Annotated in this window: 21 protein-coding genes and 1 tRNA gene; 11 read left to right on the plus strand and 11 right to left on the minus strand. The window is 64.3% G+C overall.

Going from position 1 to position 25354, the window contains the following annotated elements; all coding sequences use genetic code 11:
- The first annotated feature begins 87 nt into the window (after positions 1 to 87).
- Complete coding sequence (locus tag HMPREF3170_RS01485; RefSeq protein ID WP_070477290.1) at positions 88 to 1647, plus strand: catalase; 1560 nt, start codon at positions 88 to 90, stop codon at positions 1645 to 1647.
- A gap of 231 nt (positions 1648 to 1878) precedes the next feature.
- Here HMPREF3170_RS01485 and HMPREF3170_RS01490 read toward each other — a convergent pair whose 3' ends face one another.
- From HMPREF3170_RS01490 to HMPREF3170_RS01515, 6 genes are read right to left on the minus strand one after another with little or no spacing between them, the layout of a single operon-like run.
- The gene (locus tag HMPREF3170_RS01490) at positions 1879 to 2223 is read right to left on the minus strand and encodes a Na+/H+ antiporter subunit G (protein ID WP_070477292.1); all 345 of its coding nucleotides are present in this window, start codon (positions 2221 to 2223) and stop codon (positions 1879 to 1881) included.
- A complete protein-coding gene (locus tag HMPREF3170_RS01495) occupies positions 2223 to 2489 on the minus strand; it encodes a cation:proton antiporter (protein WP_070477293.1) in 267 nt (88 codons plus the stop codon). Before HMPREF3170_RS01495 ends, HMPREF3170_RS01490 begins: the two co-directional genes overlap by 1 nt.
- 3 nt (positions 2490 to 2492) lie before the next feature.
- The gene (locus HMPREF3170_RS01500) at positions 2493 to 2930 is read right to left on the minus strand and encodes a monovalent cation/H+ antiporter subunit E (RefSeq protein WP_083290792.1); all 438 of its coding nucleotides are present in this window, start codon (positions 2928 to 2930) and stop codon (positions 2493 to 2495) included.
- Positions 2931 to 2932: 2 nt separating this feature from the next.
- The gene (locus HMPREF3170_RS01505; RefSeq protein WP_070477295.1) at positions 2933 to 4462 is read right to left on the minus strand and encodes a monovalent cation/H+ antiporter subunit D family protein; all 1530 of its coding nucleotides are present in this window, start codon (positions 4460 to 4462) and stop codon (positions 2933 to 2935) included.
- Positions 4459 to 4887: a cation:proton antiporter subunit C gene (locus HMPREF3170_RS01510; protein ID WP_070477297.1), complete on the minus strand. Its 429-nt coding sequence runs from the start codon at positions 4885 to 4887 to the stop codon at positions 4459 to 4461. The genes HMPREF3170_RS01505 and HMPREF3170_RS01510 overlap by 4 nt, the downstream gene beginning before the upstream one ends.
- Before the next feature lie 5 nt (positions 4888 to 4892).
- Complete coding sequence (locus HMPREF3170_RS01515; protein ID WP_070477298.1) at positions 4893 to 7802, minus strand: DUF4040 family protein; 2910 nt, start codon at positions 7800 to 7802, stop codon at positions 4893 to 4895.
- Between the two features lie 144 nt (positions 7803 to 7946).
- Here HMPREF3170_RS01515 and HMPREF3170_RS01520 point away from each other — a divergent pair, with 144 nt between their 5' ends.
- A complete protein-coding gene (locus HMPREF3170_RS01520) occupies positions 7947 to 9350 on the plus strand; it encodes a hypothetical protein (protein ID WP_070477300.1) in 1404 nt (467 codons plus the stop codon).
- A 265-nt stretch (positions 9351 to 9615) separates the two neighbouring features.
- Positions 9616 to 14658 carry a YPDG domain-containing protein gene (locus HMPREF3170_RS01525; RefSeq protein WP_083290793.1) on the plus strand — a complete coding sequence of 1681 codons (5043 nt, stop codon included), beginning with the start codon at positions 9616 to 9618 and terminating at the stop codon, positions 14656 to 14658.
- Positions 14659 to 14964: 306 nt separating this feature from the next.
- Here the strand turns inward: HMPREF3170_RS01525 and HMPREF3170_RS01530 are convergent.
- Positions 14965 to 15041: transfer RNA gene (locus HMPREF3170_RS01530), tRNA-Pro, on the minus strand.
- Positions 15042 to 15091: 50 nt separating this feature from the next.
- A complete protein-coding gene (locus HMPREF3170_RS01535) occupies positions 15092 to 15940 on the minus strand; it encodes a metallophosphoesterase (RefSeq protein ID WP_070477745.1) in 849 nt (282 codons plus the stop codon).
- Between the two features lie 92 nt (positions 15941 to 16032).
- Here HMPREF3170_RS01535 and HMPREF3170_RS01540 point away from each other — a divergent pair, with 92 nt between their 5' ends.
- The gene (locus HMPREF3170_RS01540; RefSeq protein WP_070477303.1) at positions 16033 to 16482 is read left to right on the plus strand and encodes a GatB/YqeY domain-containing protein; all 450 of its coding nucleotides are present in this window, start codon (positions 16033 to 16035) and stop codon (positions 16480 to 16482) included.
- A 20-nt stretch (positions 16483 to 16502) separates the two neighbouring features.
- Here HMPREF3170_RS01540 and HMPREF3170_RS01545 read toward each other — a convergent pair whose 3' ends face one another.
- A complete protein-coding gene (locus HMPREF3170_RS01545) occupies positions 16503 to 18896 on the minus strand; it encodes a transglycosylase domain-containing protein (protein WP_070477305.1) in 2394 nt (797 codons plus the stop codon).
- 155 nt (positions 18897 to 19051) lie between these two features.
- On the opposite strand from HMPREF3170_RS01545, the gene HMPREF3170_RS01550 reads away from it, so the two are divergent.
- The 4 genes from HMPREF3170_RS01550 to HMPREF3170_RS01560 all read left to right on the plus strand — a co-directional run bounded on the left by HMPREF3170_RS01550 (position 19052) and on the right by HMPREF3170_RS01560 (position 20941).
- Positions 19052 to 19408 carry a WhiB family transcriptional regulator gene (locus tag HMPREF3170_RS01550; protein WP_083290794.1) on the plus strand — a complete coding sequence of 119 codons (357 nt, stop codon included), beginning with the start codon at positions 19052 to 19054 and terminating at the stop codon, positions 19406 to 19408.
- A gap of 21 nt (positions 19409 to 19429) precedes the next feature.
- Positions 19430 to 19585, plus strand: a complete 156-nt coding sequence (locus HMPREF3170_RS11475; protein WP_071566444.1) for a Sp36 family protein — start codon at positions 19430 to 19432, stop codon at positions 19583 to 19585.
- Positions 19586 to 19588: 3 nt separating this feature from the next.
- On the plus strand, positions 19589 to 20053 hold the full coding sequence (locus tag HMPREF3170_RS01555) for a RidA family protein (protein WP_070363257.1): 465 nt from the start codon (positions 19589 to 19591) through the stop codon (positions 20051 to 20053).
- 78 nt (positions 20054 to 20131) lie between these two features.
- On the plus strand, positions 20132 to 20941 hold the full coding sequence (locus tag HMPREF3170_RS01560) for an MBL fold metallo-hydrolase (protein ID WP_070477747.1): 810 nt from the start codon (positions 20132 to 20134) through the stop codon (positions 20939 to 20941).
- Positions 20942 to 21313: 372 nt separating this feature from the next.
- Here HMPREF3170_RS01560 and glxR read toward each other — a convergent pair whose 3' ends face one another.
- A complete protein-coding gene (gene glxR, locus HMPREF3170_RS01565) occupies positions 21314 to 21997 on the minus strand; it encodes a CRP-like cAMP-activated global transcriptional regulator GlxR (protein WP_070477307.1) in 684 nt (227 codons plus the stop codon).
- Positions 21998 to 22219: 222 nt separating this feature from the next.
- Here glxR and nth point away from each other — a divergent pair, with 222 nt between their 5' ends.
- Genes nth through HMPREF3170_RS01580 form a run of 3 tightly spaced genes read left to right on the plus strand, consistent with a single transcriptional unit; the run spans position 22220 to position 24725 of the window.
- Entirely contained in the window at positions 22220 to 22993 is a 774-nt protein-coding gene (nth, locus tag HMPREF3170_RS01570) for an endonuclease III (protein WP_070477309.1), read from the plus strand.
- Positions 22990 to 23544, plus strand: a complete 555-nt coding sequence (locus HMPREF3170_RS01575) for a TlpA family protein disulfide reductase (RefSeq protein WP_070477311.1) — start codon at positions 22990 to 22992, stop codon at positions 23542 to 23544. The genes nth and HMPREF3170_RS01575 overlap by 4 nt, the downstream gene beginning before the upstream one ends.
- Positions 23544 to 24725: a MarP family serine protease gene (locus HMPREF3170_RS01580; protein WP_070477313.1), complete on the plus strand. Its 1182-nt coding sequence runs from the start codon at positions 23544 to 23546 to the stop codon at positions 24723 to 24725. The genes HMPREF3170_RS01575 and HMPREF3170_RS01580 overlap by 1 nt, the downstream gene beginning before the upstream one ends.
- Here HMPREF3170_RS01580 and HMPREF3170_RS01585 read toward each other — a convergent pair whose 3' ends face one another.
- Positions 24726 to 25352, minus strand: a complete 627-nt coding sequence (locus HMPREF3170_RS01585) for an alpha/beta fold hydrolase (RefSeq protein ID WP_071573609.1) — start codon at positions 25350 to 25352, stop codon at positions 24726 to 24728.
- Positions 25353 to 25354: the final 2 nt, after the last annotated feature.

A 25354-nucleotide genomic window follows, 5' to 3' on the forward strand; every position in this document is an offset into this window, starting at 1 on the left:
GGGTACCAGTATTGGAAAAACCCTTGATGCCACTCTGATATTCGCGTACTGTATAAATCGAACCCTAACAATAAGGAGGGCCTAACAATGGCAGAGAAGAACGTAGACCACATCCTTTCGAACGGCGAACGTCCAGCGGGCAAGGGTCAAACCACTCAGCTCGGCGGCCAGCCCGTCCCATCGGAAAACGTGAGTGTTACGCAGGGCCGTCAGGGCGCGAATGTCCTGGATGACATTCACCTCATCGAGAAGCTTGCGCACTTCAACCGCGAGAATGTCCCCGAACGTATTCCACACGCGAAGGGCCACGGAGCATTCGGTGAGCTGCACATCACCGAGGACGTGTCCAAGTACACGAAGGCGAAGCTCTTCCAGCCTGGCACCGTCACCCCGATGGCTGCACGCTTCTCCACCGTTGCTGGTGAGGCAGGCTCCCCAGACACTTGGCGTGACGTTCACGGTTTCGCACTGCGCTTCTACACCGAAGACGGCAACTATGACATTGTCGGCAATAACACCCCGACGTTCTTCCTGCGCGACGGCATCAAGTTCCCGGACTTCATCCACTCCCAGAAGCGCCAGCCGAACTCCGGCCTGCGCGACGACGAGATGCAGTGGGATTTCTGGACTCGCACCCCTGAATCCGCCCACCAGGTGACCTACCTGCTCGGCGACCGCGGCACCCCGAAGACTTCCCGCCACCAGGACGGATTCGGTTCCCACACCTTTCAGTGGATCAACGAGGAAGGCACGCCGGTCTGGGTCAAGTACCACTTCAAGACCCGCCAGGGCTGGGAGTGCTTCACCGACGAAGAAGCCACCGAGAAGGCCGGCACGGACCCGGACTTCCAGCGCGAGGACCTCTTCAACGCCATCAAGGATGGGGACTACCCGATTTGGGACGTCAAGGTGCAGATCATGCCGTTCGAGGAAGCGAAGGACTACCGCTTCAACCCGTTCGACCTCACCAAGACGTGGTCGCAGAAGGACTACCCGCTTATCGACGTCGGCTACTTCGTCCTCAACCGCAACCCGAAGAACTTCCACGCCCAGATCGAGCAGCTGGCACTCGACCCAGCCAACCTGGTCCCAGGCATTGGCCTGTCCCCGGACCGTATGCTGCAGGCGCGCGTCTTTGCGTACGCTGACCAGCAGCGCTACCGCATCGGCGCGAACTACAAGGACCTGCCGGTCAACCGCCCGATCAACCAGGTGAACACCTACGCCGAGCGTGGCTCCATGGCGTACTTCTTCAACGAGGAGAACGAGCCAAACTACAGCCCGAACTCCTACGAGAAGGGCGCCGGCTACCTCGACGACGGCGAAACCTCCGCCAGCGGCCAGGACCTCGGCCTCGCCGAGAACCTGTACGTCAACCCGGATCCGGAGGGCACCGACCTGGTGCGCGCCGCCTACGTCAAGCACGCTGAGGATGATGACTTCGGCCAAGCCGGCACCCTCTACCGCGACGTCTTCGACGACGCCGCCAAGGAGCGCTTCGTGCATAACATCACGAACAAGATGATGGCGATCACCAACAAGGAGATCGAGGAGCGCGTCTACGAATACTGGGGCAAGGTCGACGCTGACCTGGAGACCAAGGTTCGCGAGTCCCTTGCTGCTAAGCGCGCTGCGCAGCAGAAGTAACCCTTAACGATTTAAACCCGCCAGGACGGTGACGTCCCGGCGGGTTTAGGTGTTTGTTGGGTACAGACACGGCGCCACCCCGAGCGTTTTGTTCGTGTCGAGGTGTTAATGGAGTGCGATGCTGGTCGCCGGAAATCGGCTCGGGCGGGTGAAAATGCGCGACCTGCATCGCACTCCTTTAAGCCCACGCTATGAATGGTTTTGGGCGCCAGCAAACCCCAGAACCGGAACCTAGATCCGGTGGTTCGGCCGGTTCGGGTGCCGGTCGCGCTTATCGGAGACGGTCACGCCGTAGAGGGTGCGGCCCATGATGAAGGAGCCGACGGAGCCGACGATCCATACGCCGGCGATGGCGATGATGGCGCGGAGGAAGTCGTTGAGGTCGAAACCGGTGGTGGACCAGGACCAGATCAGCTTGGCAACGACCAGGATCGGGAAGGCGAGGCAGACGGTTGGGCCGAGCAGGTTCGCGCGGGTCAGGGCGTCGGGGGCGCGAAGCTGCAGGAGCGCGGTGGCGACCACGAGCAGGGTGGCCACGATGACGAGCGCTGCGACGATGATTTCGATGATGGTCATTAGCGGCGTCCTCTCGTGATGATGCGGGCCATGGAGATGGTCGGAATGACGCCACAGACAAGGCCTGCGAGGATGGCGATTTCGTAGCCGATCATGGTCGGGGTCCAGATGGACCAGACGAGGAAGATAGTGACCATGGCGTAGAAGATGAGGTCGGCCATGACGGCGCGGGAGAGTTCGTCCTTCACCAGGATGAGGCCGGCGAGGCCGACGAGCAGGCTGAGCGCCATGACGATGACGCAGCCCATGAGAATTGTTTCAAACATGTTCTAGTCCATCCTTTCCGCTGGTGGCAGGGTGTGGTCGTCGGGGTCGCCGAGGTCCACGTAGTGGTCCCACCCGATGGATGCGGGGTCCAGCGGGGTGGCTTTGACTGCCGGGTTGATGCGCTCTTCCATGTCGATGAGGCCGGCGATCTGCTCTAAAGGGTCGCTGCCGAACGCGGCCTGCACCAGCAACACGATCGGGCCGCCTTCCTGGGCGGGGTAGCGCAGTCCGAGGGACAGCGTGCCCGGGGTGACGGTGATGGAGGTGGAGTACCAGAAGATCTGCCAGTCGGTGGTCAGGCGCAGCGGGTAGTAGATGATGATCGGGTCCAGCCCGGTGTTGGGCTTGAACGCGGCGGCGGCTGCGCTGAAGCCGGAGGCGAAGATTTCTTTGATGAGCCAGGCGGTGTAGCCCACGCCGTGTGCGAAGCGTTGCAGCATGGTTAGTTACCTCCTTGGAGGGTGTCCACATCGGGGATGCCGATGGCGTCGTCGCCGAGGACGGCGGTGGTGTAGGAGTCGACGTCGAGAAGGCTATCGACGGCCGCGGTGCTGGCTGCCCAGAGTGGGCCGGCGCCGATGAACATGCCGAGGGACATGAACATGAGCAGCGCGGACGGTGCGAGCAGCTTCGCGCGGACGTTGAGGGCCTTCGGGTAGTGCTGCATTGGGCGGCCCCAGAAGACGCGCTTCCAGACGCGCATCATGGACAGCAGCGCACCGAAGGACGCGACGATGATGGTGGTGATTGCCACCCAGGAGCGCCAGTCGCCGGGTGTAGCGGCGGCGAGCACGATGGTGACTTTGCCGAAGAGGCCGGAGAACGGCGGGAAGCCGACGATGGAGAACGCGCCGGCGACGAAGACGGCGGAGGTCAGCGGGTCGCGGCGTGCGAGGCCGGACAGCTTCGAGATGGTGCCGGTGCCGTAGGTTTCCTCGATGGCACCGACGTTGAGCACGAGTGCTGCGATGGTGATCATGTGATGCAGCGTGTACATGAGGCCGGCGGCAAGCGCGTAGCGGGCGTCGTCGTTAGTAAAGGCCAGCATGATGAGGATGAACGGCATGCCGTTGACCATCTGGTAGCCCAGGACGCGGCGCATGGTGTGCTCGGCAAGGCCGGCGAAGCCACCGATGAGCATGGAGATCACCATGATGACGATGATCAGTGCGTTCCAGCGCGCGTCCATGTCGAAGATGACCACCCAGATGCGGAAGAGCATGTAGACGGCCACCTTGGTGTGCAGGCCGGAGAACAGGCCCATGACGGCGGCACTGGTGGAGGGGTAGGTGCGTGGCAGCCAGGTATGGACCGGGAAGACGCCGGCCTTGGCGGCGATGGCGATGACGACCAGGCCGGTGGCCACGGTGATCGGGCCGTTGCCGGCCGCGGCACCGCGCAGGGCGGCGATGTTGACCGCGCCGGCCACACCGTAGATGTAGCCCACGCCCATCACGAGCAGTGTCGACGCCGCCAGGTTCACCAGCACGAACGTGCGGGCGGACAGCAGGCGGTTGCGGGTGCCGGTCATGGCGATGAGGCCATAGGACGGCAGCAGCATGACCTCGATCATGACGAAGAAGTTGAACAGATCCGCGGTGAGCAGCGCGCCGGAGACACCAGTGATGAGCACCAGGGTCAGCGGCGTGAAGTAGCGCGCCTGGGTTTCACCGGCCACGCTGGCGAACCAGTTGGAGGTCAGCGCCACGATCATGGTGGTGATCAGCATGATGGCCGAGAACTGGTCGGCAGCAAAGGAGATGCCGACGCCACCCTGGTACAGGCCGATGACGTGGGAGATGGTGCCGTGCTCGGCGGTGTAGCTGTACAGCCAAATGGCCAGGCCGAGGTTGATAGCGGGGATGATGAGGCCCAGGGCGTCGTTGCCGCGCTTCCAGGGACTGAGCGTCGTCACCGCCGCCATGATGAGCGGCAGCGCGACGAAGACTGGGAGGATTGCGTCCGCACTCATGCGCGTGGTGCTCCTTCCGTGTTGTTCATCTTGTTCGGGTTGAGGCGCGCGGTGCGGCCTGCGGTGGACAGCGCGGACGGGCTCAGGCGCATCAGGTCGTAGGTGCCTGCGACGCCGGTCGGGTTGTCCATGGTGTCGTCATCCTTGCCGAGTGAGGCCAGCATGAGCAGGATCGTGGTCGTCGCCATGGCGATGACGATGGCGGTGAGCACGAAGGCCTGCGGGAGTGGGTCGGACAAGTCGGCGAATTCGGTGCGGGAGGGGAATGCCTCGCCGCGCCAGGCGCCGACGCCGGTGGCAAGCAGCGTCAGGTTGGAGGCGTGCCCGAAGAGGGACATGCCGAAGATGATGCGGACCATGCCGCGCTGCAGGATCATGTAGACGGACCCTGCAACCAGGACCGCGATGGTAAGTGCCATGACCATGTGGTTTACAGCTCCTTCGTGGTAACTGGGCGCGGGTTTTCCGCGGGGTTGAGTGGGGCTGGGTGGGCGTCGACAGGCTCGGCGGGCGCCTCTGGCTCTGGCACGTCCGGCAGCGGGTTCTCGCCGCCGCGGGTGTAGGTGAGGTCGGAAATCTCGGTGCCTGGGCGCAGGTAGCCGCCGAGCGCGTTGAGCGCCTGCGTGACCATGCCGAGCACGGCGAGGTAGATGCCGAAGTCGAAGATGAGGGACGTCGTCATGTGCTCCCCCGCGATGGTGCCGTGGATGGCGTACATGAAGCCGCCTTCGAGGAACCCGAGGAAGCCGGAGCTGATGGCGATGATGATGCCCCAGCCCGTCAGCCTGATCGGGGTGAGTTGCTTGACGACGTACGCGTCCGCGCCACGGGACAGGTAGTTGAGGCCGAACGCGGTGGCCAGTACGAGCGCTGCGACGAAGCCGCCGCCGGGCGCGGTGTGGCCACGGAAGAAGATGAGGACGGACAGCAGCGCCAGGATCGGTACGACGAGCGCAGACGCCTTGCGCAGTGGCAGCGAGTTGAGCTGCGACTGGCCGAATGGGCGTGGGCGGGTGCCGGCCTCGAACATGTGACGTGGCATGGACTGGACGACGGCCGCGATGACCACTGCCGCCATGCCGAGCACGGAGAGCTCGCCGAGGGTATCGAAGCCACGGAACTCAACGATGATGACGGCGACGATGTTGTCGGCGCTGGTCATCTTGCCGCCCTCGGTGAGGTACCACAGGGCGAGGTCGGAGCGGTCGTGGCGGCCCAGCAGGGCGTAGACGCCGAGGAAGGCGACCACGCCGGCGATGGCAGCGACGACGGCCGCGAAGACCTTGCGTGAGGTCGGGGTCTTGGGGAAGGTGCGTGGCTGGTAGCGCAGCACCACCATGATGATCACGACGGTCAGCGACTCGACGAGGAACTGGGTGAGTGCCACGTCGGGTGCGCCGAGCATGAGCATCTGCAGCGTCATGCCGACGCCGGTGGTGCCCAGCAGTACCGCCGCGGCGAGGCGGGAGCGGGTGCGCACCAGGCCGATGACGGACAGGGCGATGATGGCGAATGGGATGAGGTCCCACCACACGTCGATGCCCTCGGCGCGTGGGGCGAGCGGCATGCCGTCGACACCCTGGGTGAGCACGGCGGTGCTGACGCCCAGGACGAGGATGCACAGCACGAGTGGCAGCAGGTGGCGCGACGGGTTGAACGTGTCCGCCATCGCGCCGAGCCCGCGGCCCACCTTGGAAAGCCCGCGGACCATGGCGTTGAGTAGGTCATTGCCGCTGGTTGGCAGCAGCTGCTTGTTCTCGACGGCCGCGAAGAACGGTTTGCGCACGAAGAGGACGAAGCAAACACCCAGCACGAGCACGATGAGCGAGACGATGAATGGCGCGTTCAGACCGTGCCACAGTGCCAGGTGTGAGTGGAACTCGGTGTCGCCAGTGATGGTGCGCACGCCCGCGTTGATCGGGTTGTCTACCCAGCCGAGCGTGAACGGCAGGACCAGGGAGGTCAGGCCGGGCAGCGCGGCTGGCAGCCAGAGCGCGACGGGCGCTTCGGTGACGTGCGGCATGGGCTTGGTGCCGTCGATAAATGCGCCGAAGACGATCTTCGCCGAGTAGATGAAGGTCAGCAGGGCGGCAAGACCCGCGACGGCGAGCAGCAGCGGGCCGAAGCTTGTGGCGTCGAACGCCGTGAGGATGGATTCCTTCGAAATGAAGCCGAACAGCGGCGGGATGGCGGCCATGGAGGCCGCGGCCACGCAGGTGGAGGCGAAGGTGAACGGCAGCTGCTTGTACAGCTGGCCGAGGCGGCGGATGTCGCGGGAGCCGGCCTGGTGGTCAATGACGCCGATGAGCATGAACAGGGAGGACTTGAATAGCGCGTGGGCCAGCGTGTGCACCATCGCGGCGGCGAGTGCCGCCGGGGTGCCGATGCCGATCGCCGCGACGATCCAACCCAGGTGGGAAACCGTGGAGTAAGCCGTCAGGTGCTTCAGGTCCGTCTTCGTAATGGCGAAGGCTGCCGACATCAGCGCGGTAAACAGGCCGGTGACCAGCAGCAGCGTGTTCCACGCGGTGACGTCGTGGAAGATGGTGGAGAAGCGCAGCAGGACGTAGACGCCCGCCTTGACCACTGCCGCCGCGTGCAGGAACGCGGAGACTGGCGTGGCTGCCGCCATGGCTTCAGGCAGCCAGAAGTGGAAGGGGAATTGCGCGGCCTTGGTGAAGGCGGAGAAGCCGATGAGCAGCGCCACCGTGGTGGTCAGCCCCGGCGACTGCGCCCAGACCGGCGACGCGAGCACTGCGCTGAGCTGCGTCGTTCCTGCCGCGACGGAGACGACCGCCAGGCCCGCCAGCAGCGTCAGCCCGCCGAAGAAGGTCAGGATGAGCGTGCGGTAGGAGCCGGCTTCGCCGCCGGAGCCGGAGCGGGCGATGAGCATGAAGGACGCGATCGAGACGAGCTCCCAGCCGATGAAGAGGAGCACGGTGTCGTCCGCAAGCACGAGCAGCAGCACCGAGAGGGTAAACGCCGTCATGATGGTGTAGAAGCTGGTGTTGCCCTCGCGCTTCGGCAGGTATGCGGCCGAATATATGAGGACAATGCCGCCAATGACGAGTGCGAGCAACGCAAAGAAGATGCTCAGGCCGTCCGCGCGCAGTGAGAACGCGATTTCGGTGCCGGGCCCGAGGATGTCGTTGGCCCAGGTGACGGACCACGTTTCCACGTTGCCTTGGGAAATGCTGGGAAATTCGCGGCCCAGCGTGACCGCTGCGGCGAACAGCAGGAGCGCCAGCGGCCAGCCTGCTTTCCTGTCGAAAACTCGCACGAGCAGCGGCGATAGCGGAACTGTCGCGGCCACGAATGCGAGCACGAGAGGTAGTGCCATGGTGAACCCTCTCTGAGTTTGGGATTTGAAAACTGTCAGTTGCTTTAAAGGGTAGCAACAAGCTTGGACAAGGCCACAACATCTTTGGGAGCGTGCGGTGTGCCTTCCAGCATTCATGCAGTTGCAGGGGTTACATTGTGCACCATGAAGTGGCGCGTGTTGTGTGTGTTGTTGGTGTGTATTGTTGCGGCGTTCCTGCCGTTGAGCCCGGTGAGTACTTGGATGTCCACGCAGGGGGATGCCAGCGCGCCGCAGTTGCCGTCGGATCAGGGCAACCCGAACGAGGCGCGCCGCGCGGCGGGGGAGGCCAACACGCAGGCGGGCTTTCTCACGCAGGGCACCAAAGAGCTTGTCGACGGCACCTCCCAACTCACCGGCGGCGCCGACGAACTCGTCGCCGCGATCTCCCAGGCGCAGGCTGGTGCGCAGGAGTTGTCGGCCGGGATGGTGCAGCTACAGGCGGCGACGGGCCAGCTCGGGGGTGGCGCGACGGAGGTCGCGGACGCGATTGGCCAGGTTGTTGAGCAGGCCACGGCCTTCGATGCGGTGCGTGGCCAGGTCACCGCTGCCATCGACCGCGCCCTCGTATCGACGAAGGCCTCCAAGGACCCGGACGTCATCGCCGCACGCGAGCAGCTTCAACAACTGAAGGTCCAGGCGGACAATGCCCAGTTGCCGCCGGAGGTTGTCGCCCAGATGAACAAGCTGCGCGACGGCTCCCGCGAGGTAGCCAACCAGCTAGCGGTGCCGGGCTACGCCTACCACGACGGCGTCTACACGGCCACGAACGGCGCCCAGCAGCTGGCGAGTGGACTGACTCAGCTCAATAACGAGGCGCAGGGCGCGGTCGGCGGTATTGCACAGCTTGATGAGGGTGTCGCAAAGATTGACCACATGGCGAACCTGACCGCCGACCAGATTCGCGCGGTGCGTGGCGCGCTCCCGGCGCCGGCGGCGGCGCAGGCGGGTGCGGAGGCGCAGGAGCCGCAGGAGTCCTCGCTGGCGCCGGTTGCGGCGATGCTGGTCGCGGCGCTCGTGGGGCTGGGTGGCGTCGGCGTCGCTGCGGCGGCGTGGATGTCCCGCACGAGGCGCTGGCTGGCGCTGGCGCTAGGCGTCGTGCTCCTGGCGGTTGCTGGCTGGGTGCTGGTGTTCATCCTCGGCCACAACCTGAGCCCGGCCGCTCTGGGGATCGCGGCTCTCGCGCTGCTGTGCGGTGCGGCCGCCTCCGTTGGTGTGACGACGGCGCTCGCGGCGCTGTTTGGCCGCGGATGGGGGAGTCTGGTTGCCGCAATCCTGATAATTCTTCAGATGGGGGTAGTCGGGTGGGTTTGGAAAGCCGCCGCGGCTGCCCCTGTTAGTGGGGTCCTCGAGGCACTTTCTTCGGCGATGCCGATGCACTGGCTGGCCGCGTCGCTCTCGAGCGCGGGCAATAACGGCTCTGCGCAGGCACTATGGATTGGTATCGCTATGAGCGCGCTCGTCGCGGCGGTCGGGCTGCTGGGCGGAGTACCGCAGCGACGTGACGTTGCGGTTCACGTGGAGGAATAATCCGAGCACACGGACATGGTTCCTACTTTCGGATGGGTTTGTGTTAATCTAGCGATGCTCATTTCAAGTAATAGGGGCTTGGATTGAGTGGTCTCCTTTCGCCCATTGTGGGCAAGAAAGGGGTTAGGGATGGGGAAGGCCCCGTCGGCTTCGGCTGGCGGGGCCTTCACTTATTGCCACTTATGCAACGTTAAGAGTGTACGAAGCGCACAGCCCGAATTACGCTGTTACTGACAAATCGTTGTGAAAAGTGAAGGGCAGCCACATGCAAGGCACATTTCCGGGCGCGGGGCGTCGGAAAGTACGTGTTGGAATTACCGTAACGTCTGCGATAGCGCTCGCGTTGGGGAGCGCGGCTGTGGTTGTACCTTCCCCTGCTGCATATGCGCAGGAGAACTTGGCGTACACCGGTGCGGTGATCGGCGCTGAGCAGCTGGCGAAGTCAGAGGGGCTGGGCGATGATGCCTGCCGAGTGGTGCTGGAGAAGGACGATGTCGGCAAGGACGTTGCGGGTTTCAGGTTTGACGCGCTCAACCCTGGCGAGTACTCCGAGAGCGCAACTGAGTTCGGCATTCAGCTGCACTTCAACGCGGACAAGCAGCGCACCTTCACGGATACAGGGTTTAGCGACAGCGGGCCTGTTCCAGTCGAAGCTGGCGAGCTAGGCGTTGTCCCCGCGGACGAGAAGCTCGATGGCGGTAACCCGTTCACGGTGAACAACACTGCTGAGCCCGCCGAAATTACCGCTTCCCGAGTTCAGCGCAACTTGAACGGCGCGTTCCCCTTCACGGAACAGTTCCAGCAACAAGCCGTGAGCCCGGAAGGGCTCACCTTTGCGTGGAAAGGGGCTTACACAAAGGAAGACTCTGACCACAGGTTTTTCAAAAGCCAAAACTTCCAAGCTGACGCGAACGCAAACCCTTGGCCGAGCGAGACCGACGATTGCGTCCCCCTCAAACTTGATTGGGAGCACATTTCGAAGGCCGTGATCAAGCCGGGGGAGAAGGTCAAGATCGCCTCTGCCGGCGGGATGTTCACGGAACGTGACCTGGATCGTCTGCGCATTCAGGTCGCGGACGGCAGCGGCAAGGTGCTCGAGCACGTCACCATCACGCGCGATGGCTCCGACTTCTTCCTTACCTGGCCGAAGTTCGCCGACGACGCCGAGCTCGACGGCCTCCAGGGCCTCACGTTTACCGCGGTTGCGCTGCCGCGCAGTGTCGAGGAGCTCGAGGCTATCGCTCAGAACCACGCGTACGAAGATACAAGGGTTGGGGTAACGGCCAGCTCCATTGCGCTGCCACGCTATAACACCGCCAACGAGCTCAGCTCGCACGCGATCAGCGTGGATGACACGCTTTACCACGATCCGCAGTTCACCAGGTCTGAGGTCAACATCACCTCCGGGATCTCAAAGGATGCGATTGTCTTCGAGGAGCGTCCCGACGCAAACGGGCACACCCTCGCCGACCTGAGGGAGAAGTTCGACGCCACCATCACCCTCGACGAGAGCCTCGTCTACGACGGCTGGACCGCCAAGTTCGCCGACGAGGAAAAGGGCGACTACAGGGTGATCATGACGGCGCCGGAGGGCGTCGATAAGCCGACCCCTGGGACGTTTGCGCAGCCTGTGGTGCATGTTCGTTACTCGAACGGCTCCAAGGACGCCATCCCGCTGCTCGTTGTCGTCGAGCCGAATCACACGCAGCAGACCAACCTCGAGTACCCCGCGGAGCCAGTGCGGGGCGCCCAAAACACAACACTTACCGCCAAGGCGAGCCTGACGCGGGTGCTGGGCAAGGGGGACGTCATCAAGCCGAAGAAATTCGAGCTTATCGACGCCCCCTCCGACAAAGACGGCTGGAACGTCACAGTCGATAAGGAAGGCACCGTCATCGCCAAGGCGAAGGCAACCGTGCCGAACTTCACCACCATCAAACCCGTGGTGAAGGCGACCTACCCGGATGGCACAACCGACGAAGCGTCGGTGTCCTTCCAGGTGTTCTCGGACGTGAAGGTGCCGTCATATGGCTCGGTCTCGGGTGAGGCGGCAGACCGCGTGACGCTTACGCCGACCGTGCCGAAGGTTGGCCTCGGCGGCAACGCGCACGACGAAACACCGAACCGCTACACCTTCCCTAACGGCTCCCAGCAGTACAAAGTCGGCGACTGGAGCGTCACTCTCGACGCCACCACCGGCGAGCTGACCGTCACCATCCCGGACACCGCGCTGCCGGGCGCCTACATCACGGTGCCGGTGCGAACCCACTACGCTAGCGGCGCCGTGCCGCAGGAAACCACCGCCACCATCAACGTGATCGGCGACGGTACGGGCACCGACGTTGCGAACTACCCGCAGAGCTTCACCAAGCCCGGGCTGCCGGTCTCCTCGATGATCAGCACCCTGCTGGCGGACCCGGTGAAGGCGAAATACAGCCTGCCGGAGCAACTCCCGGACGGCTGGACGTTCGACGTGTCGAAGGAGGGCGTGGTCACGGCCACTCCGCCGAAGGATGCGCGGCCCGGTGACCAGGCGATCATCGACATCCACGTCCGCTACCCGGACGGCTCCGAGGCGGACGTCCCGGCGGCGTTCACCGTCGTCGGCGACGACAAGGGCATGAACAACCCGCGGTACCAAACCAAGTCGGGCAAGCCGGGCACCACGGTCACGAGCAAGCTGGACACTGGAAGCGTCCGGGACATTTCGGAACCGAAGTTCGCACTGATCACGGACCCGAAGGACAAGCACTACATCGCTCCGCCGCGTAACCTCCGGTGGGAGCAGGTCAAGATCGACCCGAAGACGGGCACCATCACCACCCCGGTCAGCGAGCGCGCCGTACCGGGCAGCTCCGCGGACATCCCGGTGCGCGTGACCTATAAGGACGGCACGACCGCCATCATCGTCGCCACCGTGGTCGTCCTCGGTGAGCAGCGCGCCGTCTACGAGCCGCGATACGAGCAGCAGGAGGCGAAGCCGGGCGTCGACAAGCGATCTGAGATCACCGAGCCCACCCGCATCCCTGCCCGCGACCTCGCGGAAAAGACGCCGTTCAGCGTGCCTGCGAGCCTCGACGGCTGGAAGCTGCGCGTCGACGACGCTGGCGTGGTCACCGCGACCCCGCCGAAGGATGCCGAGTCGGGTAACCACCTCAACGTCCCCGTCACCGTTACCTACCAGGACGGCTCGAAAGACGTGGTCACCGCGGCGTTCGTCGTGGTCAGGGAGCCCGCGCCTGACGTCTCCTTCGACATCAACACCGAGTACGAAGTCATCGTGCCGTTTGAGACACAGATCGTCTTCGACCCCACACTCGACGTAGGCACGCAGGTCGTCGACGCCGAACACCCCGGCGTGCTCGGCACCGACAAAGTGACCACGACCAGGACCATCACGAACTCCGAGGTGGTCAGCACACGCATCGAGCAGACGCGCATCGCGGACCCGCAGGATCGCATCGTGCGCGTCGGCACGAAGGAAACACCGGGCGTCACGCCGGAAATCCACTGGTCTGAAGAGACGCCGTACCGCGTCATCATCCGGGAAGACCCGACGCTCGAAGCCGGCACCCACAAGGTCGCACAGCGCGGCAAGGTGGGCAGGATCTCCTACAAAATTATCGACGGCATCGCGCAGAAACCGCAGGTCGTCGACGCTGAGGACCAGGTCATTTTGGTCGGCACCAAGAAGGAATCCAAGCAGACAGAGCTACGCGAGACCATCCACACCCCCGTGCCGTTCGAGACCGAAATCCGCCAGGTAGACAGCCTGCCCGCTGGCGTGGTCAAGACCATCCAGGAAGGCTCCTACGGCCAAACCATCACGGAGAAGACCTGGCAGCTTGTCGACGGCCACGTCGTCGGCAACCCCGTCGAACACACCACCACGACCAAGACCCCGGTCAAGCGCATCATCGAGGTCGGCGTCGGCCACATCGTGCCAACCTACGGCAAGGTCGTCCAGGAACCGGGCGTAACCGATGAGGTCCCTCTCCACGAAGGCTCCAAGGTGCCTTCTGACGCTACCTTCGAAATCGACCCCGAGTGGAAGCCAACCATCCCGGGCTGGACCGCCACCGTCGACGAGCACGGCCGCGTCTTCTCGACGCCGCCAGCCGATGCCAAGCCCGGCGACTCCATCCTCATCCCCGTCAAGGTCACCTACACCGACGGAGCCATCCTGGTAGTCCCGGCGTTCGCGGCCATCAAGGAAACCGACGAATCCCCGCACGTCAGCTACGCCTCCGCCTCCGTCCTTCCCGGCGAGACGAGTACTCAGCCTGCAACCAACGCCACCGACGGCAACCGCTACTCGGTACCCGACCGGGTCAATGGCTGGAAGGTGAGCGTCGACGAGCACGGCACCGTTACCGCGACCGCGCCGAAGTCCGCCACCCCAGGTGCCTGGATCCGCGTCCCTGTCACCGTCACCCCAGCCCACGGCGAGGCCTACACCACCCAGGCCGTCTTCACCGTGGCCAACGTGCCGACCGGGCCAGTTGAACCTACTTCTTCCGCGACTGCTGCGCCGGAGCCGTCCCCGACTGCCACTCCGACTGCTCCTTCTGTACCTATCGCGCCAGCACCGTCGTACCCGCCGGCCATCACCGCGCCGGGCGTGCCGACGTCCATCAAGATCAGCGGCCACACCGACGGCAACACCTACAAGCTCGGCGCCCTGCCGACCGGGTGGCGGGCCTCCGTGTCCGCCTCGGGAGATCTGCTGGTCACCCCACCCGCCTCCGCCGAAGTCGGTGAGAAGGTTGACATCCCCGTCACCGTCACCACAGCCACGGGCGCAACATACGAGGTGAAGACTGTCGTGGGGGTCATCGCGAAGGGTGGCACTACCACGAGTCCGACCACGCCTGCGCCGACCACATCTACTCCCACTCCAGCCGATTCATCTGCCGACGGCTTCAAGCGCTGCATGGCCAACATGTTCGCGCTCAACAGCCCGATCCTCTGGCTGCTGCCAATCGGGCTCGCCGCCGCAGTTGGCATTGGCGTTGCGAACACGATGCAGCCACAGATCAACGCCGCTCTTGGGCAGTTCAACGACTCCCTGCGCCACGTAGGCCACGGGTTCGAGGGCCAGATTGCCGCCATTAACAGGCAGTTCGGCGTCGACGCCCGTCAGCTGCAGCCCGTTGCTATCGCGCTTGGAGCCATCGCAGTCGGCAGCCTGGCGATCTCCCTGATCGCGCAGGCATGCCAGCCCGAGGGCTTTGACCGTGGCATGACCGTCCTCGGTTCCTCCAAAGATGGTGAGCCAGTGCCAAAGGACGCATCTTCCGAAAAGTAGGCCTTTTGGGACCTGCGAGTTTAGACGTCTAATCCAAATGGTGTTGCGTCCTTTGGCACTCGCCCCGGTTGGGGTGACACCAAATTCCTGTACGAGGTTTTCGTGACCTGGGCTTTTCCGGATCTGCGTGGGAAAACCGGGAATTTGGTGTCTAGCCCGTTCGTCGTGACACCAAATTCCCACCCTGCCCCTTGGCGACCTGGGGAAACGCCGACGGTGCTCCCCAAAAAACAAGGAATGTGGTGCGCGGGTCCCAAGCCCACCTGAGCAACGCGAAACCCCGCCGCGAAAGCGGCGGGGTTCTATTGGTCGGGATAACAGGATTTGAACCTGCGACCTCTTCGTCCCGAACGAAGCGCGCTACCAAGCTGCGCCATATCCCGTGGGCACCTGGTTACTTTACTCCTGTGCCCGCGAAAAACAAAAGCCGTGGTCAGGGCCGCTCCGTGATGTGGAGGAGCGCTGCGGATGGCGGGCAGAAGATCCGTACGGGGGCGTATTTGGAGGTGCCCAGCCCGTTGGAGACTTCCATCCACATGCGGCCGAAGCGGTGGAGGCCGGAGGCGCGCTCACGGTCGATGTCGGCGTTGGTGACGATGGCGCGCTCGCCAGGTAGGCAGATCTGCCCGCCGTGGGTGTGGCCGGATAGCGCCAGTTGGTAGCCGTCGCGCTCGAAGGCGTCGAGGACTTCCCGGTAGGGGGCGTGGAGAAGCGCGATGGAGAGGTCGGCGTCGGGGTTGGGGGCGCCGGCGATGGTGGAGTAGTCGTGCAGGTTGTGGTGTGGGTCGTCGACGCCTGCGAGGGCGAGGCGGACGTCGTTAATTTTGAATTCGAGCCTGCGGTGTGTGGCGTCGTGCCAGCCGTGCTCCTGGAATGCGGCGCGCATGCCTTCCCAGGGGAGGTCGACGTAGGAGGGCTCGCGCTTGGTGCCGAGGAGGTATTTGAAGGGGTTGACGGGGCGGGGTGCCCAGTAGTCGTTGGTGCCGAAGACGAACGCACCCGGGACGTCGAGGAGGGGGCCGAGGGCCTGGAAGACCCAGGGCACGCCCTTGGGGTCGGAGAGGTTGTCGCCGGTGTTGATCACCAGGTCGGGTTGGAGTTCGGCGAGGCTGGAGACCCAGGCGACTTTGGCGCGTTGGCCTGGGATCATGTGGAGGTCGCTGACGTGCAAGATGTCGAAGGAGTCCCGCCCGTTGAGGGTGCCGGGAGGGAGGAGGGGGAGGGTGTATTCCTTCAGTCGGTAGTTGTTGAGTTGGCTCACGCCGTACGCGGCGGTGGCCATGCCGGTCGCAGCGATGACGCCGACGGCGCGTGTCAGGCGTTTGAGGGAAGTATTCACGCGTCCTAGCGTACAGATGGACTACGCTTTCCCACATGAGTGAATTGAAAGCACAGCTGCGCGCAGACCTGAAGACCGCGATGAAGGCGAAGGAGAAGGAACGCACCGGCACGATCCGTATGTTGCTGGCAGCGATCCAGACCGCTGAGACCGAGGGCACGAAGCACGAGGTGGACGATGCGGAGATCCTGAAGATCATTGCCCGCGAGGTGAAGAAGCGCCGCGAGTCCGCGGAGATTTACGCCACGAACGGCCGCCAAGAGCTTGCCGACGCCGAACTCCGCGAAGCCGAAATCCTCGAAGCGTACCAGCCTGCCCAGCTCACGGACGAGGAGGTTGACGCCCTGGTGGAGGAGGCCGTCGCCGAGGTTGGTGCGGAGTCGATGGCGCAGATGGGACAGGTCATGAAGGCTGCGAACGCGAAAGCCGCCGGCCGTGTTGACGGCAAGCGGCTCTCCACGGCGGTCAAGGCCCGCCTGAGCTAAGGCTGAGCTAGCACCCAGCCTTATTGGAAGACGTTCGTGAGCGCATCGCGGGCGTCGTTAAGTGATTGCTGGATGCCGTCGAAGTCGACGGCGGGGGCCTGCGTGCTGGTCGGCGGGGGTGTGGACGCCGACGGTGACGCGGTGGGGGCGGCGGCGCTGCCGTCGGACACGTTGAGGGTCACCATGGTGCCCTGCGTGAGCGCGGGGTTGGCGGGGATCGCGGCGATGACGTTGCCGGCGGGCACCCCGTTGCCGAAGACGGTTTGGGTGGTCACGTTGAACCCTTGCGCCTGGAGCTGCTGCTTCGCTGTGGCGGCCGGGAGGCCGACGACGGCGTCGAGCGCCGATTGCTTCGTGCCGCGCGTGTAGGTCGCGTTGGTCGGTGGTAGGCCTGCGCCCGCGGCGCCGGGGACGCCGTGGGCGGCCTGGAACCAGGTGCGCGCGGCCTCGTTGCCGCCGAACAGGTTGCCAACGGAGCACTGGCGCACCGGGCCGGTGCACAGCGGGGGGGGTTGGGTGCCGTCGTTGAAGATGTACGGTGCGCCGGCCATCCCGCGGGTGAACCCGAGGAACGCGGAGGACTGGTGGGACTCCGTGGTGCCGGTCTTGGCCGCGACGGGCGCGGTCCACCGGGAGGCGGCGGCTGCGTCCTTGGCGGTGCCGTCGATAGTGTCGTGTGACATGCCGAGGGCGAGCGCGCCGGCGATGTCTGGGTCGATGACTTGCTCGCACGGCGGGCGCTGGATGAACACTTCCTGCCCGTGCTTATCCACGACGCTCTTGATCGGGTTCGGCTCGCACCAGCGGCCGCCGGCGGCGAGGGTGGCGCCCACGTTGGACAGCTCGAGCGGGTTCACGGCCGTGGGGCCCAGGACGAAGGAGCCCATGTTCTCTTCCTTCGCGGCTTGGGCGACGGAGCGGCCGTCGCCAAACGTATTGGGTTCGGTGTAGGAGCGAAGGCCCAGGCGCACCGCCATATCCACTGTTGGGGTGACGCCGACGCTCTGGATGAGCTCGATGAACGAGGTGTTCGGGGACTTAGCCAGGGCGTCGCGCAGCGTCATCTGCGGCGGGTAGACGCCGGCGTTCTCCACGCAGTAGGCGCCCGGCGGGCAGCCGGCGGCGCCGCCCTTGCCCATGCCGTAGACCACGGAGCGTGCCGGGGTGTTCAGCATGGAGTCGAGGCCGTAGCCCTGCTCGAGCGCTGCAGCCGCCGTGAAAATCTTGAACACGGAACCGGCGCCATTGCCCACCATGGAGGTCGGCTGCGGCATGATCGTCTGGTGCTTCTCCAGCTCGAGGCCGTAGTAGCGCGAGGATGCCATCGCGAGGATGTCGCGGGAGTCCGTGCCAGGCCGGATCACGTTGAGGACCTCGGCCACGCCGTGGGTGGCTGGGTTGACGTTGTTGCGTACCGCCTGCACTGTCGAGGCCTGCACCGCCGGGTCGAGGGTGGTGGTGATGGTGTAGGATCCGCGCTCGATCTCGTCGAGGCTTAAGCCTTTGCTCTCCAGGTACTGCAGGGCGTAGTCGCACATAAAGCCTGCGTCACCGGCGGTGATACAGCCGTCCGGCAAACCCTTCGGCTTGTCCACCACGCCCAGTGGGGTCGCCGCGTAGCGGTCCGCTTCCGCCTGCGTGAGGTGGCCTTCGTTCACCATGTTCTGCAGCACGGTGTTGCGGCGCTGCGTCGCACCCTCCGGGTTCGTGTACGGGTTCAGGTACTCCACGGACTGCAGCAGCCCCACCAGCAGCGCCGCCTGTGGCGGGTTCAGTTCAGCGGCGGGGATGTCAAAATAGATGCGGGCTGCGGCTTCGATGCCGTAGGCGTGGTTTCCGAAGGAAACTAGGTTGAGGTAGCGGGTAAGGATCTCGTCCTTCGTCAGCGTCTTGTCCAGGTCGGAGGCCATGCGCATTTCGCGCAGCTTCCTCGGGATCGACTGCTCGGTCGCCGCCTGCGCCTCCTCATCATTGCCTGCCTCAACCAACCACAGGTAGTTCTTCACGTACTGCTGATTAATTGTCGACGCCCCCTGCTCGACACCACCCGCCAGCACATTGGTCACCATGGCCCTCGCAAAGCCCTGCATATCAACGCCGTCGTGCATATAAAAGCGTCGATCCTCTGTGGAAACCAGCGCATGTTTTACATGCGCTGAAATTTTTTCGCTTGGAACCTCGTATCTACGCTGTTTGTATAACCACGCAATGGGGGTGCCGTTGACGTCCGTAACGGTCGTGACACCGGGGACATCGCCGTGTGTCAGGTCGAGCAGATTCGACTGCATTGTATTCGCGGTGCGCGCAATCGCGAGGCCCGTCAGGCCTGCGACCGGCGCCAAACACAGGGCAATCGCCAGCGCAACGGCGCAAAGGCCGAGCAAAAGGTTTCCAAAGGAACGAAGTGCAGTCACACCGTTACCTTAAATGAAACGCGGGGGAGAGTGAATAGGACGCCCCCACCTTTCATGTGATGCATTTTACAAGGTGCATACCCTGTGAATACACTTACAAGCGCTTAATGGGTCTAAGTATTATACTTTGCCTCCGCTTGAAAGGAGACCGATTCATGACTGCCACTCTTGGAACCGCGACTTGCGAGGACACCCGCGCCATTCCGCGCCGCGTGAACTCTGCTGGGGATCTTGTGTTTGACCGTGGGGAGTGGATTACGCGTGCAATCTGTCGCACAGGTGACCCGGATGCTCTCTTCGTGCAAGGTGCCGAGCAGCGCAAGGCTGCAGAAATTTGTCGACGCTGCCCCGTCCAACTCGAGTGCCTCGCCGAGGCGCTGGAAAACCGTGTCGAGTTCGGCGTGTGGGGCGGCCTGACCGAGCGCCAGCGCCGCGCCGTCCTGCGTAAGAACCCACAGGTCAACGACTGGGGCGAGCACCTCGTCGCCGGCCGCGAGATTATCGGCCTCTAGAATTCGTCTAGGGTAGTGGCCATGACGAAATGGGAATACGCAACGGTTCCGTTGCTCACGCACGCCACGAAGCAAATCCTGGACACCTGGGGTGAAGACGGCTGGGAACTGGTCACCGTCACCCCAGGGCCGACGCCGGACAGCGTCGTCGCCTACATGAAGCGCCCGCTGGAGTAGGCCATGGCACACACTGATTGGGCCGCGCGCCTTACCGAACTCGGCATCACCCTGCCCGCCGTCGCCGCGCCCGTCGCGGCCTACGTCCCTGCGGTGCAGACCGGCAACCACGTGCACACCTCGGGGCAGCTCCCATTTATCGACGGCACCCTGCCTGCCACCGGCAAAGTCGGCGCGGACGTCTCCGCCGAGGACGCCTACGGCTACGCCCGGCAGGCCGCCCTCAACGCGTTAGCTGCCGTCGATAATTTGGTGGGCCTCGAGCGCATCAAGCGCGTGGTGAAAGTCGTGGGCTTCGTCGCCTCCGACCCGGCCTTCACCGGCCAGCCCGGCGTGATCAACGGCGCCTCCGACGTCATCGGCGACATTTTCGGCGACGCCGGCGCCCACGCCCGCTCCGCCGTCGGCGTTGCCGTGCTGCCGCTCGACAGCCCAGTCGAAGTGGAGCTCGTCGTCGAGCTGCAGTGATACCGCGCGGTGCCCCTAAGCGGGGGAATCGCGTTGTTTCGCAGCAAAATCCGCGCGCAAGGCGGTAGGGTGGGTGGCATGCAGCATCCCGCTTATAGTCAGTTGCGTCCTGTAACGGCATCCGTCGCGGTCGTTCTTGCGCCCAATCCAAGCTACGTGGCGCTCGAAGGCACAAACTCCTGGGTTGTGCGCGACCCCGAAGACGAGTACAGCATCGTCGTCGACCCGGGCCCAGAAGACGAAGGCCACCTCAACGTCCTGCAGTCCAAAGCGGACAAGGTTGCCCTCATCCTGCTGACCCACCGCCACCACGACCACGCCGACGGCGCCCGCCGCTTCTCGCAGCTCACCGGCGCCCCAATCCGCGCTCTTGACGCCCGCTACACCCACGGCGCCGAACCGCTCACCGATGGCGAAATCATCTCCATCGAAGGCGTCTCCCCCAAGATCCAGGTCGTCGCGACCCCGGGTCACACCGCGGACTCTACCTGCTTCTTCGTCTACACCCACGACGTCGAAGACGACCAGCTCGAAGGCATCATTACCGGCGATACCATCGCCGGCCGCCACACCACCATGATCTCTGAAACCGACGGCGACCTGGCGCAATACCTGGAAACGCTGTCCATGCTGGAGCGCCGCGGTAAGAACATCCCGCTGCTGCCAGGTCACGGACCTGATGCCCCGGACCTCTCCGCGTTCGCCCGCAAGTACATCGACCGTCGCGAGCAGCGCCTCGACCAGATCCGTGAGGCCCTGAAGAAGTACGGCGAGGACGTAGACATCAACACCCTTGTCGACGCCATCTACGACGACGTCGACCCAGTCCTCCGCGGCGCCGCCGAACAGTCCACGCGCGTCGCCCTGCGTTACCTGAAGGAACACTAGTTGTTGGTGTTTTGAGTTCTAGAGCCCTAGTTGCCTTAGTTGTGGATGCTGGCAGCTAGGGCTTTTGTGTTGCCTTTGGTGCTTGGCTCAATCTGCTCGGCACCAAATTCCCGGTTTTGGGCAGGCCGGTCTGCAAAGGCCCAGGTCGCCGAAGCCTAGTGTGGGAATTTGGTGCACACTCCCAGGGCTCCAGTGCCAAGGGACGCAATCCAAAAGAAACTAGACATTCAAACAGCCTGGTAGAAAAAGGACTACTCAAAAGAAGGTACGTCCTTTGGCACTGGCGGTGAAGGGGGGACCTCACAAGTGCAGAAGAAAACCCCCGGGGAAGGCCCGGGGGCTCACAAAACAGGCAAAAACTAGAACAGCAGCCTACCGTGCGCGGCGGGCGAGGTGCTCCGTGTTCACGATGACCACGGACTTGCCTTCGAGGCGGATCCAGTCGCGGTGGGCGAAGGTTGCCAGGGCTTTGTTGACGGTCTCGCGGGAGGCGCCGACAAGCTGGGCGATTTCTTCCTGGGTGAGGTCGTGGTTCACGCGCAGGACGCCGCCTTCCTGGGTGCCGAACCGGTTGGCCAGCTGGAGGAGGGTTTTGGCAACGCGGCCGGGGACGTCGGTGAAGATGAGGTCGGCGAGGGACGCGTTGGTGCGGCGGAGGCGGCGGGCCAGGACGCGGAGGAGCTGCTGGGAGATCTCTGGGTGGTTGTCGATCCACTTCTTCAGCAGCATGGAGTCCATGGTGGCCGCGGTGACTTCGGTGACGCACACTGCGGAGGAGGTGCGTGGTCCTGGGTCGAAGATGGACAGTTCGCCGAACATGTCGGAGGGGCCCATGACGGAGAGGAGGTTTTCGCGTCCGTCGGGGGCGTGGCGCGCGAGTTTCACTTTGCCGCTGATGATGATGTAGAGGCGGTTGCCGGGTTCACCTTCGTCGAAAATAGTGGTGCCGCGGTTGAATGTGACTGTTTCCATGTCTTGGATCAGTGCTGCGACGGCCGCGGGATCCACGCCTTGAAATATGCCCGCGCGGGCGAGAATTTCGTGTGCGCCTTCCATGAATCCTCCTTGTGGACGGGTGTGACAGTCCGTGTCGGTTGTCACGTTAGCTCTTGAAGTGTGCGTGAGTCACACCACACTGGAACTGTACCACTAGTCGACGACTGCGGACTCTAAGTGTTCCATTCCTATGGTGAACAGCCCGAGAATGAGGGGAATCGCGACGACTAAGAGTACTGCCATGCGTCCATCGTATCGCTTACCCCGTTAAGGTGAGAAAGCATGTCTGGTTCGTTGACGCCGCAGCAGCGGCGGGTCCCTGGTAAGCATCCGGTGTTGAAGGGGGAGGAGTCGCCGTTGACGCGGAAGCGTCGCGCGCGGAGGATTAATCGTACGCTGGCGAAAGCGTTCCCTGATGCCCATGCGGAGTTGGATTTTTCGAACCCGCTGGAGTTGCTTGTGGCGACGGTGTTGTCGGCGCAGACGACGGATGTGCGGGTGAATCAGGTCACCCCCGCGCTGTTCCGGGCGTACCCGACGGCGGCGGATTATGCGGCGGCGTCGCAGGCGGAGGTGGAGGAGATCATTCGCCCGACGGGTTTCTTCCGTGCGAAGGCTGCGAACTTGATTGGGTTGGGGCAGAAGTTGGTGTCGGATTTTGAGGGTGAGGTGCCGGTCGCGTTGGAGGACTTGGTGAGCTTGCCGGGGGTGGGGCGCAAGACGGCGCACGTTGTGCGGGGGAATGCGTTTGGGAGGCCGGGGCTGACCGTCGATACGCATTTTCAGCGTTTGATGCACAGGCTGAAGCTTATCGACGCCTCCTTAGGCTCAAATGCGGTGAAGATCGAGCATGCTGTGGCTGAGTTGATTGAGCCTTCGGAGTGGACGATGTTTTCGCATCGGATCATTTTTGAGGGCCGGAGGGTCTGTCATGCCAAGTCGCCGGCGTGTGGTGTCTGCCCTATCGCGTACGATTGTCCCAGCTTTGGTCTGGAGGGTCCGACGGATCCTGCTGAGGCGGCGAAACGTGTCAAGGGCGAGATGGAGCAGGTGTGAGCGCGAGTAGGTCGGTGGTTGCGAGCGTCGCTGCGATTGTGGTGGTGTCGGCGCTGGTGGTTGGGGGTGCGTGGCAGTTGTTGCAACCTGGGGAACCGGCGCAGCCGGATAACCAGCCCGCCACGACGGCGCAGGTGGCGCAGCGCCCGGATTGCCCGGGCCCGACTGTGGCCGGCGTCGCGTTGCCGTGTTTGGGTGGGGAGTCGGGCCAGGAGTCGGAGTCGGGCTTGACGGTGGTGAACGTGTGGGCGTGGTGGTGCGAGCCGTGCCGCGCGGAGTTGCCGTTGTTTGACGCGCTGGCGAAGGCGCACCCGGACGTGCGTGTGGTGGGTGTGCACGCGGATGGCAACGCTGCGAATGGGGCGGCGTTGTTGGGGGATCTGGGTGTCGATGTGCCGAGTTACCAGGACAGTGAGAATGCATTCGCGGGCGCGTTGGGGCTGCCTGCGGTGGTGCCGTTGACGTTGGTGTTGCGCGATGGGCGGCAGGTTGGGTTGTTCCCGAAGGAGTTCGGCTCGCTGGAGGAGCTTGAGGAAGCGGTGGGGCTCTAGTGCTTATCGACGTCCTCATCCTCATCATCGTGCTCGCCGCCTGTGTGAGTGGTTGGCGGCGCGGTGCGTTTTCGGCGGTGCTGTCGGCCCTGGGGATCGTGGCTGGCCTGACGCTCGCGGTGGTGGGGGTGCCGCCGTTGATTCAGCGCGCGGAAGCGCAGTGGGTGCGCGTGGCGGTGCTTATTGTGGTGGTTGTCCTGGTGGTCTGCCTGGGGTCCTTCGCGGGATCGACGGTGGGTGACTGGGTGCATGACCGGTTCCGACGGAAGGCGGCGCAGCGTCTCGATTCGCTGTTCGGTGCCCTGTTCCAGGGGGCCGTAGCGGTGGCGTTGGTGTGGTGCGTGTGTATGCCGTTGGCGGCGTCGTTGCCGGGGGCATGGGCGAAGCACCTGCAGAGCTCGCGGGTGCTCACGCAGATTGATGCCGCGATGCCGGCGGCGGGCAAGCAGTTGCCGTCGCAGGTGGCGGCGGTGCTGGCGGATTCGGGTCTGCCGCCGCTGATTTCCCCGTTTGCCTCGGATGGGCATGCGGAGGTCGACGCCCCGGACCCGTCGGTTGCGCGCCCCGAGCTTGTCGACGCCGTCCGCGCCTCCGTGGTGCACGTGATGGGGGACGCGGAGTCCTGCAGTCGGCGGCTGATGGGCTCCGGATTCGTGATCGAGGACGGTTACGTGCTCACCAACGCGCACGTGGTGGCGGGTACGGAGACGGTGTCCTTGGACACGGTGCTTGGGGTGAAGAAGGCCAAAGTGGTCTTCTACGACTCGGAGGCGGACATCGCGGTGCTGCACGCGGAGGCGCTGGGGATCGCGCCGCTGCGCTGGGCCGAGGGCACGCTGCGCACCGGCGACAGCGCCCTGGTGATGGGTTTCCCGGAGTCCGGCCCGTTTGAGGCGATGCCGGTGCGGGTGCGCAACCAAGTCAGCCTGTCTGGCCCCGATATTTACGCGAAGCGGCACGTGCAACGCCAGGTGTATACGATCCGCGGCAATATCCGTCAGGGCAACTCGGGTGGGCCGATGCTGACCCCGTCCGGCGGTGTCGCGGGCATGGTGTTCGGTGCCTCTGTGGACGCCACGGAGACCGGTTACGTGCTCACCGCGCAGCAGATCCTGGAGCGTACGGGCGAGATCGCTGGGCTGCGTGAGCAGGTTGGTACGGGGGCGTGCGTCGGGCGCTAGCTACATGCGGGCTTCGATGCGCGCGAGTTCCAGAATGTAGGGCAGCGCATTGGTGATGTGGGTGCCGTCCCGGCGCAGGCGCAGGTGGTCGGCGGTGGCGTCCTCGGGCTGGTTGCGTAGCAGGTCACGCAGCCACAGTTGGTCGAAGAGGGCCGGGAAGTGGCGGTAGAGGGGCGTCGGCACAAAGGCGGCTTTGCTGCCGGTCCATGGTGCTGAGGTGTGGCGCGTGACCAGGTGCGGGGACCGCTCCCGCAGCGTGTTCGTGATCACGGTGGAGGCGCCCGCGCTGATCACCTCCGCGGAGTCGTGGCCCAGCGTGTGGATCGCGCCCTTCAGGTCACCGGCGTGCAGCAAGAGGGCGTCGCCGCTGCGGCGCACCGGCTTGTCGGACAGACCGCAGCCACGCAGGTCGAGGGCTGCGACGTGATAGCCGGAATCGGCAAAGTCGGCGATGCGGTTGCGGTAGTCATACCAGCCGCCGAACGCGCTGTGCAGCAGCAACAGCAGGGGATTCGTAGGGTCGCCCGCGACGGCCGCATGCAGACGCAACCCACGAGTGTGCAACCACTCGTGGGTAAAAGGACCAGGTAGGTCGATAGCCGAAGGGGACGTCGAAAAGTCTGGCACGC

The organism is Corynebacterium sp. HMSC08D02 (genome assembly GCF_001807505.1).
Taxonomy (GTDB): domain Bacteria; phylum Actinomycetota; class Actinomycetes; order Mycobacteriales; family Mycobacteriaceae; genus Corynebacterium; species Corynebacterium pseudogenitalium.

Coding starts and splice junctions, on each gene's coding strand:
- HMPREF3170_RS01485 (WP_070477290.1), top strand. CDS start 88: ATGGCAGAGAAGAACGTAGACCACATCCTTTCGAACGGCGAACGTCCA.
- HMPREF3170_RS01490 (WP_070477292.1), bottom strand. CDS start 2,223: ATGACCATCATCGAAATCATCGTCGCAGCGCTCGTCATCGTGGCCACC.
- HMPREF3170_RS01495 (WP_070477293.1), bottom strand. CDS start 2,489: ATGTTTGAAACAATTCTCATGGGCTGCGTCATCGTCATGGCGCTCAGC.
- HMPREF3170_RS01500 (WP_083290792.1), bottom strand. CDS start 2,930: ATGCTGCAACGCTTCGCACACGGCGTGGGCTACACCGCCTGGCTCATC.
- HMPREF3170_RS01505 (WP_070477295.1), bottom strand. CDS start 4,462: ATGAGTGCGGACGCAATCCTCCCAGTCTTCGTCGCGCTGCCGCTCATC.
- HMPREF3170_RS01510 (WP_070477297.1), bottom strand. CDS start 4,887: ATGGTCATGGCACTTACCATCGCGGTCCTGGTTGCAGGGTCCGTCTAC.
- HMPREF3170_RS01515 (WP_070477298.1), bottom strand. CDS start 7,802: ATGGCACTACCTCTCGTGCTCGCATTCGTGGCCGCGACAGTTCCGCTA.
- HMPREF3170_RS01520 (WP_070477300.1), top strand. CDS start 7,947: ATGAAGTGGCGCGTGTTGTGTGTGTTGTTGGTGTGTATTGTTGCGGCG.
- HMPREF3170_RS01525 (WP_083290793.1), top strand. CDS start 9,616: ATGCAAGGCACATTTCCGGGCGCGGGGCGTCGGAAAGTACGTGTTGGA.
- HMPREF3170_RS01535 (WP_070477745.1), bottom strand. CDS start 15,940: ATGGCCACCGCCGCGTACGGCGTGAGCCAACTCAACAACTACCGACTG.
- HMPREF3170_RS01540 (WP_070477303.1), top strand. CDS start 16,033: ATGAGTGAATTGAAAGCACAGCTGCGCGCAGACCTGAAGACCGCGATG.
- HMPREF3170_RS01550 (WP_083290794.1), top strand. CDS start 19,052: ATGACTGCCACTCTTGGAACCGCGACTTGCGAGGACACCCGCGCCATT.
- HMPREF3170_RS11475 (WP_071566444.1), top strand. CDS start 19,430: ATGACGAAATGGGAATACGCAACGGTTCCGTTGCTCACGCACGCCACG.
- HMPREF3170_RS01555 (WP_070363257.1), top strand. CDS start 19,589: ATGGCACACACTGATTGGGCCGCGCGCCTTACCGAACTCGGCATCACC.
- HMPREF3170_RS01560 (WP_070477747.1), top strand. CDS start 20,132: ATGCAGCATCCCGCTTATAGTCAGTTGCGTCCTGTAACGGCATCCGTC.
- glxR (WP_070477307.1), bottom strand. CDS start 21,997: ATGGAAGGCGCACACGAAATTCTCGCCCGCGCGGGCATATTTCAAGGC.
- nth (WP_070477309.1), top strand. CDS start 22,220: ATGTCTGGTTCGTTGACGCCGCAGCAGCGGCGGGTCCCTGGTAAGCAT.